The organism is Raoultibacter timonensis (assembly GCF_022845715.1).
Lineage (GTDB): Bacteria > Actinomycetota > Coriobacteriia > Coriobacteriales > Eggerthellaceae > Raoultibacter > Raoultibacter timonensis.
The window spans coordinates 2394102-2411572 of sequence record NZ_AP025564.1 but is presented as its reverse complement, the minus strand read 5'-3'; the positions used below and the strand labels follow the sequence as shown (position 1 = coordinate 2411572).

Sequence of the window (17471 nt, the reverse complement as noted above, 5' to 3'; positions counted from 1 at the left end):
CGACTATTCGAACGGAGCACTCTGTGACAAACGACAACACCTTTGGGGTTCCTGCGCGCACGGGCGCGCACGCCGGGCGTCCGAGGCAGGCTGCGTCGCAACTATCTGCGTCGCTGCCCATGCTCGACGTTGACGACATGCCCCAGCCCATGGGTACACCTGTCATCACGTTTGATCATGTGACCAAGATATACCCCGCGCAGCCCAACAAGCCCGCCCTCGACGACATCACGCTGCAAATCTACGCTGGCGAGTTCGTCTTCCTCGTGGGTCATTCCGGCTCGGGCAAATCCACGTTCATCCGCATGCTCATCCGCGAGGTGAAGCCCACGCAGGGTCATATCTACGTGGCGGACGAGGACCTTTCGACCATGCGCAACTGGCGCGTGCCGTACCTTCGCCGCAACATAGGCTGCGTGTTCCAGGACTTCAAGCTGCTTCCGAACAAAACGGTGTTCGAGAACGTGGCGTTCGCGCTCGAGGTAATCGGCAAGAGCCGCCACGTCATCAAAACTCAGGTTCCCGAGGTGCTTCGCCTCGTCGGCCTGCAGGACAAGCTCAACAAACGCCCCGATCAGCTTTCGGGCGGCGAGCAGCAGCGCGTGTCGATCGCGCGCGCCATCGTGAACCGCCCCCCGTTGCTTATCTGCGACGAGCCGACCGGCAACCTCGATCCGCAGACGTCGCGCGGCATCATGGACCTGCTCGAACGCATCAACCGTACGGGTACGACCGTGCTCGTCGCCACGCACGACCGCGAGATGGTCGACAACATGCGCAGGCGCGTTATCGCGCTCGACAAGGGCCACTTAACCCGCGACCAGGATAGGGGGGTGTACGGTTTCGATGTCTAGTCTGCTGTATTTCCTCAAGGAGTCGCTGACCGGCTTCACGCGCAACCTTTCGACGGCCCTCGGGTCCATCGTGACGATCTTCTTGTCGCTGCTGATCATCGGCATCTTCCTTATCGGCGGCTTCATCGTCGAGAACGTCGTGTCGTCGGTCGAGGACAAGGTGTCCATCTCGGTATGGCTTTCCGACGATGCGTCCGATTCCGACATCACCACGCTGCAAAACTACATCCAGGGTCTCGAGGGGGTCGAAAGCGTCGGCTTCACGACGAAGGACCAGGCGCTCGAGAACTTCCGCAACTCGATGACCTCGAACCCTGAGATCGTCGATCAGCTCGACGGCCAGAATCCGCTGCCCGCCTCGATCGAGGTAGAGCTTGCCGATCCGCAGATGGTCGAGACGATCGCAGGCCAGATCCAGAGCAACGATACGTTCACCAAGATCTGCGACAATCCCGCCGATCCGGCCGATTCGCTCAAGTACGGCCAGAAGAGCGTCGAGCGTCTGTTCTCGCTCACGAACTACATCCGCTACATCGGCATCGCGCTCATCGCGCTCTTGATCTTCATCGCAATGGTGTTCATCAACAACACCATCAGGCTTGCCATCCTCGCGCGCCGCAAGGAGATCGCCATCATGCGCCTCGTGGGCGCCTCCAACGGGTTCATCCGCGGGCCGTTTCTGATGGAGGGCGCGCTGCATGCCATCATCGGATCGCTTCTCGCGGTGGGATCGCTCGAGCTTCTGCGCTCGCTCGTGTTCCCCAAGATCTCGTCGGCGCTCGTGTGGCTTCCGCTCGATCTCGGCGGATCGACGACGTTCATGATCTATGCGATCCTCGTCGTGGCGGGTCTTGTCATCGGCCTTCTCGGCTCGGCGCTCGCGATGCGCCGCTACCTGAAGGTGTAGTCGTCTTCGAGGCGAATACGACATGGCCAAGCACGGCGAAACAAACAAGCTCAAAGCTGCGGGCGCACGCAATGCACGGATCATCAGGATACTGACGGCCTGCATTTGCGTGTGCCTCGCCTTCGCTGCCGGATTTCTCGTTCGCGGGGATCAGGGGCTGTTGAAGAGGATCGGCTTCGAATCGCTCATCGTCGCGGGCGAGCAGAATCCCGGCATGACGGTTTCGGGCAGCACATACAGCTCCCTTTCGGCGCGCGTCGCCGAAGTCGAGGGCATCCTCGCCAACGACAGCATGGATTCCTACGACCTCGATGAGACGACTTCGCAGATCCTTGCCGCCTATGCCGCGTCGACCGAAGATCCGTATCTCCGCTATTACGACGAATCGCGCTACCAAGCCTTCATCAAGGAAAACTCGAGCAAATACGGCGGCATCGGCGTGTTGTTCTCCGAATACAACGGACGCGCCTACGCAGTCGACGTGTTCGAGGGCTCCACGGCCGACGCCAACGGGGTGGAGCAGGGCGATTTCGTCGTCGCCATCGACGGCGACCGCAACCAGGAATGGTCGATGAACGAGGTCATCAACGCGCTTGCGCGCGACGAGGGCGAATCGGTCGTCGTTACCTGGCGCAGGCCGGCGAGCATGGATGCGGAGGGCGGCGACGAATTCTCGACGACGCTCACGACGGGCGTCTACAAGGAGCAGAACCTTGCAACCGAACTGCACGATCAGGTTGGCTACATCTCGCTCAAGCAGCTGACCCAGCAATCGGCCGATCTTGTCGAGAAGGCGGTCAGCGATCTCGAGGAGCAGGGCGCCCTTTCGTTCGTGCTCGATATACGAAGCAATCCGGGCGGATACCTCACCCAAGCGGTCGATATCGCCTCGTTGTTCATGAGAAGCGGCGTCGTCGTCGAGATCGAGACCGTGCGCGAAAGCCCCAGCACGAAATCGGTCGCCAACAGCACGACGGTTACGGACAAGCCGCTCGTCGTGCTCGTGGACGGCAACACCGCCGCCGCTGCCGAGGTGCTCACCGCTGCGCTGCAGGACAGCCAGCGCGCGACGGTCGTGGGCACGACGACCATGGGTAAGGGATCGGTTCAGCGCGTGCAGAAGCTCAGCTTCGGCGGGGCTTTGCGCTATACCGCCGCTTACTATAAGACTCCGCTCGGTCGCGACATCAACGATGTGGGGATCGCCCCCGATATCACGGTCGATAGCGACGGCGACGAGGAAACCGACAACCAGAAGCAGTTTGCGATCGAAACCGCCCAGTCGCTCGTGGAGCTGTAGGCTGCAATGGGCAGGCGCCGCGCACCGTCGAAGCGGAAAACCCGTCGCAATCCGCGCAGCAACCCCCGCGGCGTCCTGCGCGTGTCGGCTGCGGGATACGGGTTCGTGCAGACGGCCGAGGGCGAGTTCTTCGTGCCGGCGTCGAAGATGGGGGGCGCGTTCGACGGCGATATGGTCGAGATAGCGCCGACGCATGTCAACCCCCAGCACAAGCAACTCCACAAGGCGCACGGCAAGCAGGGCGATAAGCCTTCGGGCAGGGTCGTTCGCGTGGTGAACCGCGCCCACGAGAGCATCGTCGGCCGCTACGAGGTGGCCGAGCCCTTCGGCGTCGTGGTGCCCGAGGACCGGCGCATACCCTACGACATCTTCACGATGCGCAAGGACTATCCGCACGTACGGGACGGCGATGCGGTGCGCGTGCGCATCACGACGTACCCCTCGCGCAACGAGGCCGCTACGGGCGTCATCGAAGAGGTGATCGGCCGAGCCGAGGACGAGGATCTCGCCATCGACATGATCGTCGCCCGCCATAAGCTCGAGACGGCATTCTCGGACGCCTCGATCGAGCAGGCCGAAAAAGCCGAGGTCGACGTGGCGGGCGCTTTGGGCGAGGGCTACCGCGATCTCAGGGACCGGTTCGTCTTTACGATCGACCCTGCCGACGCCCGCGATTTCGACGACGCCATCTCAATCGACGAGGTCGACGGCCTCGTGCGCCTCGGCGTGCACATCGCCGACGTGTCGCACTACGTGCCGTGGAACTCTTCGATCGACCTCGATGCCCGCCGCCGCGCGACGAGCGTATACCTTGTCGACCGCGTGATCCCGATGCTGCCCGAAGAACTCTCGAACGACATCTGCTCGCTCAAGCCGGGAGAGCCGCGCCGGGCGATGACCGCCGATATGTTCCTCGACGGCTCCTTCGAGGTGAAGCGGGCGACTTTCTATCCTTCGGTCATCGAATCGAAGGCCCGCCTCAGCTACGAGGAGGCCCAGGAGGCGCTCGACGGGGACGGGAGCGCCTCGATCGACGAGGCGCTGGCCGATAAGCTGCACCGGCTGCATGAGGTCGCCTGCGGTTTGGCCGACGCGCGCCGACGCGCGGGAGGCATCGACTTCGATACGACCGAGGCGAAGGTGAGGCTCGATTCGGGCGGCGAGCCCGAGGCGATCGTGTTGCGCCGCCGCACCGATGCGACCGAGATGATCGAAGAGGCGATGGTGCTCGCGAACAACCAGGTCGCCTCCTATCTCAGCGAACGGGGGTTTCCGAGCGTCTATCGCGTGCACGAACCGCCTTCGCCCGAAAGCCTCGCCGAGCTCGTACCCGTGCTGCAGGAATTCGACTACCTCAAAACCGTTTCCGCCTCGGCGTTTTCGGCCGGAAGCCCGACCGCCATTCAGGCGGTGCTCGGCCGCGCTGCCGGAAGGCCCGAGGCCGAACTCGTCTCGACGCTCGTGCTCAGATCGATGAAGCGGGCAGAGTACAAAAGCGAATGTGGGCCCCACTTCGGGCTCGCGAGTGATGCCTATACGCATTTCACAAGTCCGATCAGGCGCTATCCCGATCTTATCGTGCACCGTATGCTCAAAGCGCAGCTGTTCGGAAAACCCGGCACCTTCGAGCAGCAAGTGCACAGCCTCGCCTGGCTCGCAAAGCATTCCTCCGAGATGGAACGCATCGCCGAGGCGGCTGCGCGCGAATCGCAGGAGTACAAGATGATCGAGTACCTTTCCCGCGATGTGGGAGCCGCATTCAATGCGGTGATAGCGGGCGTGGCGAGCTACGGCTTCTTCGTGCGGCTCGAGAATACGGCGGAGGGCCTCGTTCCCTTAAAAGAGCTCGGAGCCGAGTACTTCGCCCTCGACGCGAGGCGCCACCAGCTTGTCGGCCAGGAAAGCGGAACGGTGTACCGGCTGGGACAGCGCGTCCGCGTGGTCCTTGAAGCCGCATACCCGCGCGAGCGCAAGCTTGATTTTCGCCTTGCACCGCGCGGGCGATAGCGCCTCTGCGGTCTTGCGTTCGCCACCACGCGGTCGAGCTGGTATAATTCCCGAGAAGAAAACGAACGATACGGGAGCGCGGGCGGAAGAATGCATGCAGCCATGAAGAGAATCATCGCAATCGCATCGGCGTGCGCGCTGTGCCTTGCGCTCGGCGCCTGTTCGGATGGAGGCGATTCTTCGGCTCCCGAGGACGAGCCCGCCTACGAGAAGCGCTCCACTGTCGAATACTCAGTCGCCGACGCCGTCGGCGAATACAAGCAGGGCGATCTGAGCGGCGCGAGCTATCGCGTGGCGGTTCCCGCCGATACGGGCGACGACGAGCTCAAAGCGGTATTTTCGGACGTCGTGGCGGGGGACGGCTACGACGTGCATACCCTGTGGTTCTACAGCGATGCCCGCCTGACGGACGGCAGCGAAGCCTTCGACGTTGCGAGCGCCGTACAGGAGGCTCCCGACAGCGATCCGGTCCTGATTCCCGCCGGCGAAGACGCGAAAGCCAAAGCGCAGGCGGCGCTTGCCTCGAAGGGCGACGGATAGAGCGCTTCGAGGCCGGCTCGGCGAATGATCGAGGCCGAAGGATTCGCCGGGGCTCTTTGCGGCGACGGGCCTTTGCGGGCATCCGGGCGGAGGTTGCACCGGCGGCCCCGGTGACGCTCGCAGCGACGGCTCCGCCGACAACCGCAACGGCGACCGCACCAGCGAATCCGGCGGAGACCGCATCGACGGTCCCGCCAACCCCCGCACCGGCAGCCCGGAAAAGGCGGGTGCCGATCTTGGCTTGGCGGCGGATCGGGTTTGCTTCGCGGGGTTTTCATCGTTGTGTTGCAGATTCGGGCTTCCGATGGGCCAATCGGGGGTTCGCGCGTGCGGTGCGCGACGGCATGCGGATGGGGTCGAAGCTGTGACCAGGCGCTATCCGAAGGCGGGCACGTTCGGTGTTCAGACGCGCATTCCCAAGCGCAACACAACGATGAAAAACCCGTAACAGCCGCGCACGGATCTTGGCGCGTACTTGCGTGCGCGAGCTGACGAAAACCGTGCGCCTGGATTTCGCTTGCCTGGGTTCGGCTGTGGCTGCGCCTGATCTCTCGGGCTCGGACGTCCATAATCTTCCGAGTGATATTTGAAGATTCGGACCGAAACGTGGTCTTTTCTCAAAATTAGTTTGATAATCAAACTAATTAAGCTACCATGATGCGGTCTTGAAACCGTGCGGCTGTCCGGCTGCATCTTTCCGGCCGTCGGCCGGTAGGACACGAGAGAAGGTTTGAACATGAACATAGCCATCGTCACCGACTCGACGTGCGATTGGTCGCCCGAAGAGTACGAGCAGAACAACGTCGTCATGGTTCCCCTGAAGATTCAGGTGGGAGAGCAGACGCTGCTCGATCAGGTGGAGCTCCCCTCCGAAGAATTCTACGACCGCATGTTGGCTGCATCCGAGATCCCCATGACATCACAGCCCTCGCCGGGCGATTTCGTCGCCGTATACGAGCGTTTGGCGGGCGAGGGGTTCGATGCCGTCGTCTCGCTGCATCTTGCGCCCGTGCTTTCGGGCACGCTCGCATCTGCCGAGATGGCCGCAAAGAACGTCGACATTCCCGTTGCCGCGATCGATTCGAAAAACGCCACATCGAGCCTTGGTCTGCTCGTTGAGAAGGCGTGCCGCATGCGCGACGGGGGTGCGGAGTTCTCCGCGATCGTCTCTGCGCTCGAGGCTGCAACGGAGAAAACGCACCTCTACCTCGCTCCCGAGTCGACCGACAACCTCGTTAAGGGCGGCCGCATCACCGAGGAGCAGGCGCAGGGTGCGGCTATGCTCAACATCAAGCTCGTGTTCGCCCTCGACGAGACGGGACGTCTCGTCAATCTCGACAAAGTCAAGGGATCCAAGGGCATCATCAAGCGCTTCGTCGAGGCGGCGGTTGCCCATGCCGAAGAATACGGCCCGCTCAGGCTTCGCTTCATGCACGCGCGTAACGGCGGCGAGGTCGAGAAGCTCATCGATGCACTCGAAGCCGAGGGCATCGAGTTCGAAGTTGCGGGAATCGATTCGTGCGGCGCAACGGTTGCAACCCATGCGGGTATCGGCGTAATCGGCATGGCCGTATCGCCGGCAAACGGGTAAAATGGTACCGAAGCGAACGGATGGGAGCGATGACCGAAGAGAACAGACAACCCGAACAGGTGCAGGAGCCTCTGAGCGAGGGGGCCCTCAAGCGCCGTGCGGAGCTCGACGAGCTCCTTTCGAGCACGTTCAATTCGGTGCTTCGCACCGAAGAGAAATCCCTCCAGAACAAGCTGACCGAGGGATTGACCATCACCGAGATCCACACGATCGTCGCTGTCGGGCTGCATGAGACCAATCCCATGAACGTGGTTGCGGCGCGTCTCGGCGTCACGCTCGCCACGCTGACGACGGCGGTCAACAAGCTCGTCGACAAGGGCTTCATTACAAGGACCCGCTGCGTCGACGATCGCCGCAAAGTGCTCATCTCGCTGACCAAGCGCGGCAAGCAGGTATACCGCGCTCACGGCCTGTTCCATCGCAGGATGATCAACGAGGCCTTGGCCGAGCTCGACGAAGAGGAAGAGCGTGTGTTCGCGCATGCGCTCGTCAAGGTCAAGGCTTTCTTCGACGAACAGGATTGAGCGGAGCGTCTGCAGAAATCGTGGAACCCCTTGCTTGATTGCAGCAGAGTCGTAGTATTGTTTTCGGCAAAAGCTTAGACTATCAAACTATTTGCTTAACAAAAGAAATTGAAACGGCTTGGCGAAAATGCTGAGCAGGGAAAACCGTCTGGCGAAAACGTCTGACGGAAGCGAGAAAGGACGAATATGGCTACGTTGGACACCGTCAAGGAAGTGCTCGCCGAGAATCTCGACATCGAGGGCGATCAGGTTACCGAGGAGGCGACGCTCGACTCGCTCGGCATCGACTCCCTCGATATGGTCGAGCTCATCTGCGACATCGAGGAGAAGTGCGATATCGAGTTCGGCGAGCCCGAGGGCATCTCCACGATCGGCCAGCTCGTTGCGCACATCGACTCCCTCAAGTAGGGGATTCGCATGAAGACGCGGGTAACCGAGCTTTTAGGCATCGAGCACCCCATCATCCAGGGGGCTATGGCGTGGGTCGCCAATGCGAGTCTTGCAGGTGCGGTCAGCGAGGCGGGCGGCTTGGGCATTATCGCCGCCGGCGGCGCCCCGCTTTCCTGGATCGAAGAGCAGGTGCGCATAGCGCGGACGATGACCGATAAGCCCATCGGCGTGAACATCATGCTCATGAACCCCGAGGCTTCCAAGATCGCCCAGCTGCTCGCCGACTTGCGCGTCGACGTTATCACAACCGGCGCGGGAAGCCCGTCGACCTACATCGGTATGTGGAAGGAGGCAGGCTGCAAGGTCGTGCCCGTCATCGCGTCGAGCGCGCTTGCCGCACGCATGGAGCGCTGCGGAGCCGATGCCGTTATCGCTGAGGGGTGCGAGGCGGGCGGCCATATCGGGGAGCTTACCACGATGGCCCTTGTGCCTGCGGTACGCGATGCGGTTTCCATACCCGTTATCGCCGCAGGTGGCATAGCCGACGGACGAACCATGGCCGCCGCCTTCGCCCTCGGAGCGGAGGGCGTGCAGGTGGGTACGAGGTTTCTTACGGTCGACGAATGCACGATCAGCGATGCGTACAAAGAGCGCGTCGTGGCTGCCAAGGATTCCGATACGATCGTGACGGGCCGCGCCGGCGGGCATCCCGTCCGCGGCCTCAAGAACGCCTTCTCGCGCAAGGTCAGGATGCTCGAAGGTGATCCCACTGCCGATAAGGCAGAGCTCGAGGCGCTGTACTCCGGATCGCTCAGGCGCGCTGTCGAAGGCGATACCGACAACGGCTCGATGATGGCGGGGCAATCCGCCGGGATCGTGCGCGAGCGGAAAACCGCGCGCGAGGCCATCGGCGATATCGTACGCGAAGCCGAAGCGGTCGGCGGCCTCTCGCTTGTCGAAACGGCCGAACACAACGCCGCTCGGGCGCTGTCTCGAAAGGATGCATGATGGGGTTTTCGGTCGACTCGGCCAAGCCCGTGTTCATGCTGTCGGGCCAGGGTTCGCAAGCCGTCGGCATGGGGGTCGATCTTATGGGGCTGCCCGAGGTGCGAGAGGCGTTTGCCTGCGCTTCCGATGCGTTCGGATTCGATGTGGCTCGCCTCGTTGCGCATGGTTCGCCTGAGGAGATTTCCCAAACTCGCCATGCGCAGGCTGCGATCGCGGCGCTGTCGGTGGGCATCGCCCGCGCGCTCGCGGCGCGCGGCGTAGAGCCGTCGGCCGTGCTCGGGTTCTCGCTTGGGCAAATCGGCGCACTCGCCGTTTCGGGCATGCTCGATATGGAAGATACGTTCGAACTCGCGGCCCGGCGGGCTGCCCTCATGGGCGAAGCCGCCGCCGCGCATCCGGGTGCCATGTGCGCGCTGCTCGGCGCAGAGGAAGCATCGGCGCGCGAACTGTGCGAAGAGTGCGCGATGGGCGAGGTGCTGGTGGTAGCCAACTGCAACTGTCCGGGTCAGATCGTCGTTTCCGGAACGAGGGAGGCGATCGGGCGCGCACAGGAAGCGTGGGGGGCTCGCAAAAAACGCGCTGCGCTGCTCGCCACAGAGGGCGGTTTTCACAGCCCTCTCATGGCCGAGGCATCCGTTGCGTTTGCGGCGTATCTCGCTACGGTCGAGTTCGCCGAAGCGCGCATTCCGCTTGTCTGCAACGTCGACGCAAAGCCGCTATCGGCCGCCGATGCGCCCGAACACCTTGCGCGCCATCTAGTGGAGCCGGTGCGCTTCGACCGAAGCGTGGCGCTTCTGGCGCAAGCGGGAGCCACCGATTTCATCGAAACCGGATTCGGGGGCGTGCTTATCGGGCTGGTGAAGCGCATCGACAAGAGCCTCGTTCGGTCGATCGTGCAGGACAGGGCGGGGTTCGAGGATGCATGCGAGCACTACGGCGCCCGGGCGGCGGGCGAGCCGTCGGCGAATTAACGCACCGATTTCGAAAAGGATAGTGATGGAAACGAAGATAAACGATGCCGCGGGAGCCGAAACGGTCGTGCGGCGGGCAGCGGTGGTGACGGGCTCGAGCCGGGGAATCGGTCGGGCGATCGCAGCCGAGCTCGCCCGCTCGGGAATGGACGTCTGCGTGAACTGCTCCTCCGAATCGGGCTTGCCCGCTGCTGAAAGCGCGGCGGCGCATCTGCGCGACGCATACGGTGCGAACGCCATTGCCGTGCGCGCCGACGTGTCGAGTGCGGACGAGGCGAAACGCCTCGTCGATGCGGCGTACGAAGCGTTCGGTCGGCTCGACGTGCTCGTAAACAACGCGGGCATCACGCGCGACGGGCTTGCCGCCCGTATGAAGGAAGACGATTTCGACGCCGTGATCGCCACGAATCTCAAAGGGGCGTTCAACTGCTGCAAGGCTGCAACGAGCTACATGATGAAGCAGCGCTTCGGCCGCATGATATTCATGGGAAGCGTTGTCGGGCTTGCGGGGAACGCGGGCCAGGCGAACTACGCTGCGTCGAAGGCGGGGCTCGTGGGTCTCGCGAAGTCGCTTGCGAAGGAACTTGCGGGGCGCAACATCACGGCCAACGTGGTTGCGCCCGGGTTTATCGGAACCGATATGACCGACGCCCTGTCCGAGAAGCAGCAGGCGGCCATTCTCGATCGTATCGCGGCGAAGCGGTTCGGCGCACCCGAGGACGTGGCGGCGCTCGTCGGATTCCTCGCAGGCGAGCGTGCAGGCTACATCACCGGCCAGGTCATCGGAGTGGATGGGGGAATGTCGCTATGATCGCAGACGGCAAAAGAACGCGCAAGCCCGACGGCACCCACCGCGTGGTCATCACCGGCACGGGCGCCATCTCGCCGGCCGGCGTGGGCGTCGACGCCCTGTGGGAAGCAGTCATGGAAAAGCGTTGCTGCATCGGGTCGCTTACCCGGTTCGAGAGCGAGCCGTTCGACGTGAAAATCGCGGGCGAGATCCCCGATTACGATCCGATCGCTTTGGGCCTTACCAAGAAGGAAGTCCATCGTCTGGCCCGCTTCGTCCAGTACGCCTACATCGCTTCCGACGAGGCGATGGCCCAGGCGGGCTTCGATATGGAAGCCGAGGACCGGGCGCGCATCGGATGCGCGTTCGGATCGGGCATCGGGGGTCTCGAGGCGTTCGAGCAGGGAAGCGTCACCCTCAACACCAAAGGGCCCAAGCGCGTGATTCCGCTGTTCATACCCACGGTTATCTCGAACATGGCTGCGGGTAACCTCTCAATCCGCTACGGACTTTTGGGCGAATGCACCAATGTGGTGACCGCTTGCGCTACGGGAACCCACTGCATCGGCACCGCGTATCGATGCATCAAGCACGGTTATCTCGATGCGGCGCTCGCCGGCGGTACCGAAGAAAGCGTGACGCCCGTAACCTTGGCGGGCTTCGGGAACCTCGGGGCGCTCTCCAAAGCCTCCGATCCGATGCGGGCGTCGACGCCGTTCGATGCCCGCCGCAGCGGGTTCGTTGCCGGGGAGGGTGCGGGTGCGGTTGTGCTCGAGTCGCTCGAGCATGCGCTTGCGCGCGGCGCCAAGATCCTTGCGGAAATCACGGGGTTCGGCGCGACGGGCGACGCGTACCATATGACAGCCCCCGATCCCAATGGCGACGGACTCGTTCGAGCCATGCGCATGGCCCTTGCCGAAGGCGGCTTCGATCCATCCGATATCGGCCACGTGAACGCGCACGGCACGTCGACCCCCGCAAACGATAAGGCCGAATCAATTGCACTCGTCTCGCTTGCGGGCGAGAACTGCGATGTGCCGGTCGTGTCCGTCAAAGGGGTAACCGGCCATATGCTCGGGGGCGCCGGAGCCGTCGAAGCCATCGTGTGCGCACGTTCGGTCGCCGAAGGCGTCGTGCCTGCGACTACGGGTTTTGCCGAGGCGGATCCGGAATGCCCGGTGCGCGTGCTTACCGAGCCGCTGAGGAACTACCCGCAGAAGGTTGCGCTTTCGAACTCGCTCGGATTCGGCGGGCATAACGGGGTGCTGGCGCTTTCGCCGTATGCCGGCTGATGCGCTGGTTCGAGAAAGGAAATCGTATCAATGGACACCATCGAATTCCCATGCGGTAGATCGGTCATCGAAGCGGTGCTGCCTCATCGCGATCCGTTCGTTTGGGTGACGCGCGTTATGGAATGCGCACCGGGCGATTCGATCGTGGCCGAGCTCGATGTCGAGGTCGGTTTGCCCCTGTTCGCAGGCCATTTCCCCGGCCATCCGGTATTGCCGGGGGTCATCATCATGGAAGCGCTCGCCCAGGCGGCGTCGTTCTGCATCCTCGTCGGCCGCGGGGCCGAGGGGAGCGTCGGGTTCTTGACGGGCATCGACCGCGCGAAGTTTCGCCGTCAGGTGCAGCCGGGCGATACCGTGCGTCTCGAGGCCCGCATCGTGAAATCGTCATCGCGCATGTGCGTGGCGGAAGTCGAGGCGAGCGTTGAAGGCGTTCTGTGCGCGAGCGCAACCCAGAAATACGTGCTCGATACGCCGTCGAGCGCTCGCTGCTAAAGGAGTTGACCGTGGGAAGACGGAAACGTCAGGACTACATTACCATTCCTCATCAGGGTACGAAACCCGAATGGGTGCAGGGCGTTTCGACCGAGGAGCTGCTCGCCGCCAACGGAACGAACATCGGGGCGCTCGGATCGGTTGAAATCGCGTACAGCCTCGAGAACATCGCGCGTGAGCTGGACGGTACGGCACCCTCGGGCGGCGGGGCCGAAACGATCGCGGGGGCACCCGTACGGCCCCGTGTGCTCGTGGCCGGCTACGGGGAGAACGCGAAGCGCGTGATTCGAGCCTGCTTCGATGCGGGGCTCGATCCGATCGCCGTCTATACCGGAAACGATTCGCAGGCTGCCTACGTTCGCGCGGCCGCCAAAGCGGAGAAGATCGGCGAAACGTTTTCCGAAGCGGTGTTTTCGAACAGCTACGCGCTTCTGAAGGCGTGCGAATCGAGCGGCGCGGGCGCGGTGCTCGCACTCGACGCCGAACTCGGGGCGGATCGCCACTTCTGCGGTCTGGCCGAGGCGGGGGGCGTGAAGGTGTTTCGCGCCATCGCCCCCGCTGTTCCCCAGCGAGGATGGCTCGTCTGCCAAGGGTCGCCGGCGGTGCACGAAGCCGCATGGCGCAAGTGCCCGCATTGCGGACTCATGTTCGACGTGGCTACGCTTGCGGCGGGGCATTTCGAGTGCCCTTCATGCGGCGGCCTGCATCGCATGTCGTCATCCGAGAGGATATGCGATCTGCTCGATGCGGGAAGCTTCGAGGAGTGGGAGCGCGGTTTGCCCCGCACCGATCCGCTCGAGTTTCCCGGCTATCTCGAGAAGGTCGAAGCGCTCAGCAGGGAAACCGGTCTTGACGAGGCGGTGCGCTGCGGGGTGGGAACCGTTGCCGGCATGCGGTTCGCGATTGCGATCATGGACTCGCGGTTCCTCATGGGTTCGATGGGGTCGGTTGTCGGCGAGAAGATCGCCCGCACCGTCGAGCGTGCAACGCGGGACAGCCTTCCCCTGGTGATATTCACCGCGTCGGGTGGCGCGCGCATGCAGGAGGGGCTTTTGTCCCTCATGCAGATGGCGAAGGTGTCGTGCGCCCTTTCCTCTCACGCGGCGGCGGGGCTGCTGTACGTTTCGGTGCTCACCGATCCGACGACCGGCGGCGTGACCGCGTCGTTCGCCATGCAGGGCGATATCATTTTAGCGGAGCCGCGCTCGCTTGTCGGGTTTGCGGGCCAACGGGTCATCCGCGATACGATCAAGCAGGAGCTGCCCGAGGGTTTTCAGAGCGCCGAGTTTGCCCTCGAGCACGGGCTCATCGACGCCATCGTGCCGCGCGCCCAGCTGCGCGACACGCTTGCGCATATCATCGCCATCCACGAGGCGACGTCTCGGCATTGCGTGCTCGAGGACGGGGTACCGCTCAGCTACGCGGCGGTTTGCGAGAACCTCGTCGGAAGCGGGAAGGGTACCTACAATACGGTCACGTATGGAATGTTCCCTCAGTTGAAGCGTGCCTTTTCGGTGGCCTCGCAGCGGTTCGTGGCCGCCAAGCCGAAACCGTCGCGACATTTTTCGCTCGGCAGGACCAAAAAACAGCGTGCATCCGAAAAGCGACTCGCTGCGCTGCTCGATGGCGGATTCTACGCCGAAGACGGCATGCTTCTCGACGACGAGCACTGCTCCGTCGAGCCGTCGGAAAGCTGTGGCACGAGCCCTGCGTCGCGAGCTGCCGACGCGGCGAATCGCGCCTGGGAAAGCGTGCAGCTCGCTCGCAACACCAAACGTCCGACGGCGATGGCTTACGTAAAGAGCTTCGTCGACGGCTTCATCGAGCTGCACGGAGATCGTTCTTTCGCCGACGACGGCGCGATCGTGGCCGGCATCGGGTGGATCGGCACGCATCCGGTTACCGTGATCGTGCAGGAAAAGGGCTCCGACCTCAAAGAGCGCCTCGCGCGCAATTTCGGCTGCCCTCAGCCCGAGGGCTATCGCAAGAGCCTGCGCCTCATGAGGCAGGCCGAGAAGTTCGGCCGCCCAGTCGTATGCCTCGTCGATACGCAGGGGGCGTTCTGCGGTACCGAGGCCGAAGAGCGCGGAGCGGGTAACGCGATCGCCGATAACCTGATAGCTATGGCGGGTCTGCGCGTTCCCATCGTGAGCGTGCTCGTCGGGGAGGGCGGAAGCGGGGGAGCGCTCGCGCTCGCGCTCGCCGACCGTGTGGCCATGCAGGAGCATGCCGTGTATTCGGTGCTCTCGCCGGAGGGTTTCGCGTCGATCCTCTGGAAGGATCGGACCCGCGCGCCCGAAGCGGCGGCTGCCATGAAAATGAGCGCGCACGAGGCCCAAGAAATGGGCGTCGTCGATGCGGTGCTTTCGGAAGGCGAGGCGCCGGCTCACGAGAATTGCGAGGTGGCGGCTGCGATCGTGCGCGGCTACATCGTCCGCGCGCTCGAAGAGCTCGACGGCACCCCGGTCTCCCAGATGCTCGAAGAGCGCTATGCGAGGTTCCGCTCCTTTTGATGCGCGGCTTCGTGTGATTCGACCGTTCGATCCTTCGGCTCGCCGCTCGCATATCTGACGAAGATGCGTCGTGAAACCCGTCGGTTCAGGGTACAATGATCCGACGGGTTTCACGGAGTTTCCGAAGACGGGAGTGGCGGGGAATGTTCGACAGGGTCGACGCGTGGTTCGCGCGTTTAGAGGACGTCATGGCGTTTCAGGCCATCCGCCAGGGTCTTATCCTGACGATCCCGGTTCTGCTCGTCGGATCGTTCAGCCTCATCTTCTTGAACCTGCCGATCGAACCGTATCGGGAATTTCTTGCGGGCGCGCCGTGGTTGCAGGGCGTGCTCGATACGGCTTACGCCGCCACGATGGGCATATTCTCGCTCTACGTTTCGGTGGCGATCGCGCTGCGCTACGCAAGCTCCTACGCCGAGCGGTTCGGCGGGTTCTTCACGCAAGGCGCCCCGTTTGCCGCCCTCGCCGCCTATCTCATGTTCGTGGGCTTCGGCAGCGAAGCGTTCGATCAGGTTGTTCTGAGCACGCGGTCGCTGTTCATCGCCATCGTGTGCGGGCTCGTTTCCTCGATGCTCTACTGCCGCATCATCCGCGCAAGGAAGAAGCGGCGTTTGTACGGCGACAGCATCGACGGCGTGTTCAACCAGGCAGTAGAGGGGCTTATTCCTATCGCGGCGGTCATTGCGGTCTTTGCCGTCTTCGAGACGGTTGCGACCTCGCTTTCGGGCGCCGGCAGCATCGAGGAGCTGTTCTTCCTCGGCGTGAGCGCCCTGTTCCCCTTGGCGACGCCCACGTGTGCGAGCGGGCTTCTGTACCTGCTCATGAACAACGTCATGTGGTTCTTCGGCATACACGGCGGCAACATGCTCGACGGCGTTGCGCAGAGCATTTTCGTGCCCGGCACCGCCGCGAACGCCGCTGCTTTGGCGGCTGGGGGAGAGCCGGTGCAGATCGTTACGAAGACGTTCTTCGACGTATTCGCGTCGATCGGCGGCGCCGGAGCGTTGCTGTCGCTGCTCATCGCCATCCTGCTGTTCGGCAGGCGGCGCAACGTGCGGCGCCTCTCGGCGTTTGCGACCGTGCCCATGGTGTTCAACATCAGCGAGATCATGATGTTCGGTCTGCCGGTGGTATGGAACCCCGCCTTGTTCGTGCCGTTCATCATCGTCCCGCTCGTGAACATGGTCGTAGCGTATGCGGCGATGGCTGCGGGCCTCGTGCCGCCTACGATCGTCGACGTATCGTGGACGACGCCGCCGATCGTAGGCGGCTACGTTGCTACGGGATCGGTGGCGGGCGCGGTGCTCCAAGTTGCGAACCTTGCCATCGGCGCGGCTATCTACCTTCCGTTCTTGCGCCGCTACGAGCGGCTTGCTAACGAGCGCGATTGCGTTGAGTACCGAGGCCTTCTCCGCACCTTCCAGGAGGCCGAGAAATCGCAACGCGACGTCGATCTCATGCAGGCTCCCGGCGCCCTTGGCGCCGTTGCGCGATCGCTTGCCGAAGATATCCGCCGGGCGGTGGACGACCGGGCGCTGACGCTGCACTACCAGCCGCAGTTCGATGCGACGGGCAATGCGGTGGGCGCCGAAGCGCTGCTGCGCTTCGAGCATCCGGTGTACGGGCCCATCTATCCCCCGCTCGTCGTAGAACTCGCGCAGGAAAGCGATCTTCTCGACGACCTCGAACGGGCGGTGTTCGATGCGGCGCTCGACGATGCGGCGATCGTGGAATCCCTTGCGGCGCAAGGGGTCCTGCGCTCCGATTTCTCGGTGAGCGTGAACGCGACGGCGCGCATGCTGCAGGACGAGACGCGCGTCGATTTCATCATAGCGGCTGTGCGTGCACGGTCGCTCGGCGAGGGACGCGTCATCGTGGAGGCAACCGAGCGCGAGGCGCTCAGGTGGGATAGCGGAGCGTCCGATCTGCTTCGGCGCATTGCCGATGCCGGCATTCCGCTGGCCATCGACGACTTCTCTATGGGACGTACGTCGTTTCAGTATCTGGAGACGAGCGTGTTCACGGTGGTGAAGCTCGACGGCACGATAGCGAAGGGCGTCATGGAGAACGAACGCTATGCCGAGATCGTCTCTTCGATCACGCGTTTGTCGGAGCAGCTGGGCTTTACGGTTTTGGCCGAATACGTGGAGACCGAGGAGCAGCGCGCCCGCCTCGAGGCGTTGGGATGCTCGTACTTCCAGGGATATCTGTACGCGCCTGCTCTGCCGTTCGACGAGATGGTCGAGCGCGTGAGCGGAAGACGGGTTTGAGATGCGAAGCACGGGTGTCGAA

The 17471-nt window shown here is 63.3% G+C and carries 15 protein-coding genes; all 15 read left to right on the top strand.

Annotated elements, in window-relative coordinates:
* Window positions 1-23: 23 nt before the first annotated feature.
* The 15 genes from ftsE to MWL89_RS09895 all read left to right on the top strand — a co-directional run bounded on the left by ftsE (window position 24) and on the right by MWL89_RS09895 (window position 17449).
* Window positions 24-854, top strand: a complete 831-nt coding sequence (ftsE, locus tag MWL89_RS09965; RefSeq protein WP_244385910.1) for a cell division ATP-binding protein FtsE — start codon at window positions 24-26, stop codon at window positions 852-854.
* Window positions 847-1761, top strand: a complete 915-nt coding sequence (gene ftsX / locus MWL89_RS09960) for a permease-like cell division protein FtsX (protein ID WP_102377837.1) — start codon at window positions 847-849, stop codon at window positions 1759-1761. Before ftsE ends, ftsX begins: the two co-directional genes overlap by 8 nt.
* Before the next feature lie 22 nt (window positions 1762-1783).
* Window positions 1784-3061 carry a S41 family peptidase gene (locus tag MWL89_RS09955; protein WP_102377838.1) on the top strand — a complete coding sequence of 426 codons (1278 nt, stop codon included), beginning with the start codon at window positions 1784-1786 and terminating at the stop codon, window positions 3059-3061.
* A 6-nt stretch (window positions 3062-3067) separates the two neighbouring features.
* A complete protein-coding gene (gene rnr / locus MWL89_RS09950) occupies window positions 3068-5068 on the top strand; it encodes a ribonuclease R (protein WP_244385909.1) in 2001 nt (666 codons plus the stop codon).
* Between the two features lie 102 nt (window positions 5069-5170).
* Window positions 5171-5608 carry a hypothetical protein gene (locus MWL89_RS09945; RefSeq protein WP_244385908.1) on the top strand — a complete coding sequence of 146 codons (438 nt, stop codon included), beginning with the start codon at window positions 5171-5173 and terminating at the stop codon, window positions 5606-5608.
* A gap of 736 nt (window positions 5609-6344) precedes the next feature.
* Complete coding sequence (locus MWL89_RS09940) at window positions 6345-7199, top strand: DegV family protein (RefSeq protein WP_102377841.1); 855 nt, start codon at window positions 6345-6347, stop codon at window positions 7197-7199.
* Window positions 7200-7228: 29 nt separating this feature from the next.
* Window positions 7229-7723, top strand: coding sequence for a MarR family winged helix-turn-helix transcriptional regulator (locus tag MWL89_RS09935; RefSeq protein ID WP_244385907.1), 495 nt, complete (start codon window positions 7229-7231; stop codon window positions 7721-7723).
* Window positions 7724-7909: 186 nt separating this feature from the next.
* Window positions 7910-8131 carry an acyl carrier protein gene (locus MWL89_RS09930; RefSeq protein ID WP_102377842.1) on the top strand — a complete coding sequence of 74 codons (222 nt, stop codon included), beginning with the start codon at window positions 7910-7912 and terminating at the stop codon, window positions 8129-8131.
* Window positions 8132-8140: 9 nt separating this feature from the next.
* Complete coding sequence (locus MWL89_RS09925; RefSeq protein ID WP_102377843.1) at window positions 8141-9121, top strand: nitronate monooxygenase; 981 nt, start codon at window positions 8141-8143, stop codon at window positions 9119-9121.
* Window positions 9121-10092 (top strand): ACP S-malonyltransferase, encoded by a 972-nt coding sequence (locus tag MWL89_RS09920; RefSeq protein WP_244385906.1) that lies wholly within the window; start codon window positions 9121-9123, stop codon window positions 10090-10092. Before MWL89_RS09925 ends, MWL89_RS09920 begins: the two co-directional genes overlap by 1 nt.
* 25 nt (window positions 10093-10117) lie before the next feature.
* A complete protein-coding gene (gene fabG / locus MWL89_RS09915; protein WP_102377844.1) occupies window positions 10118-10903 on the top strand; it encodes a 3-oxoacyl-[acyl-carrier-protein] reductase in 786 nt (261 codons plus the stop codon).
* Window positions 10900-12174, top strand: coding sequence for a beta-ketoacyl-ACP synthase II (fabF, locus tag MWL89_RS09910; RefSeq protein WP_244385905.1), 1275 nt, complete (start codon window positions 10900-10902; stop codon window positions 12172-12174). Before fabG ends, fabF begins: the two co-directional genes overlap by 4 nt.
* A 30-nt stretch (window positions 12175-12204) precedes the next feature.
* Complete coding sequence (fabZ, locus tag MWL89_RS09905) at window positions 12205-12666, top strand: 3-hydroxyacyl-ACP dehydratase FabZ (protein WP_244385904.1); 462 nt, start codon at window positions 12205-12207, stop codon at window positions 12664-12666.
* 11 nt (window positions 12667-12677) lie between these two features.
* The gene (accD, locus tag MWL89_RS09900; RefSeq protein ID WP_244385903.1) at window positions 12678-15179 is read left to right on the top strand and encodes an acetyl-CoA carboxylase, carboxyltransferase subunit beta; all 2502 of its coding nucleotides are present in this window, start codon (window positions 12678-12680) and stop codon (window positions 15177-15179) included.
* A gap of 143 nt (window positions 15180-15322) precedes the next feature.
* Window positions 15323-17449, top strand: a complete 2127-nt coding sequence (locus MWL89_RS09895; protein WP_244385902.1) for a PTS sugar transporter subunit IIC/EAL domain-containing protein — start codon at window positions 15323-15325, stop codon at window positions 17447-17449.
* The last annotated feature ends 22 nt before the right edge of the window (window positions 17450-17471 follow it).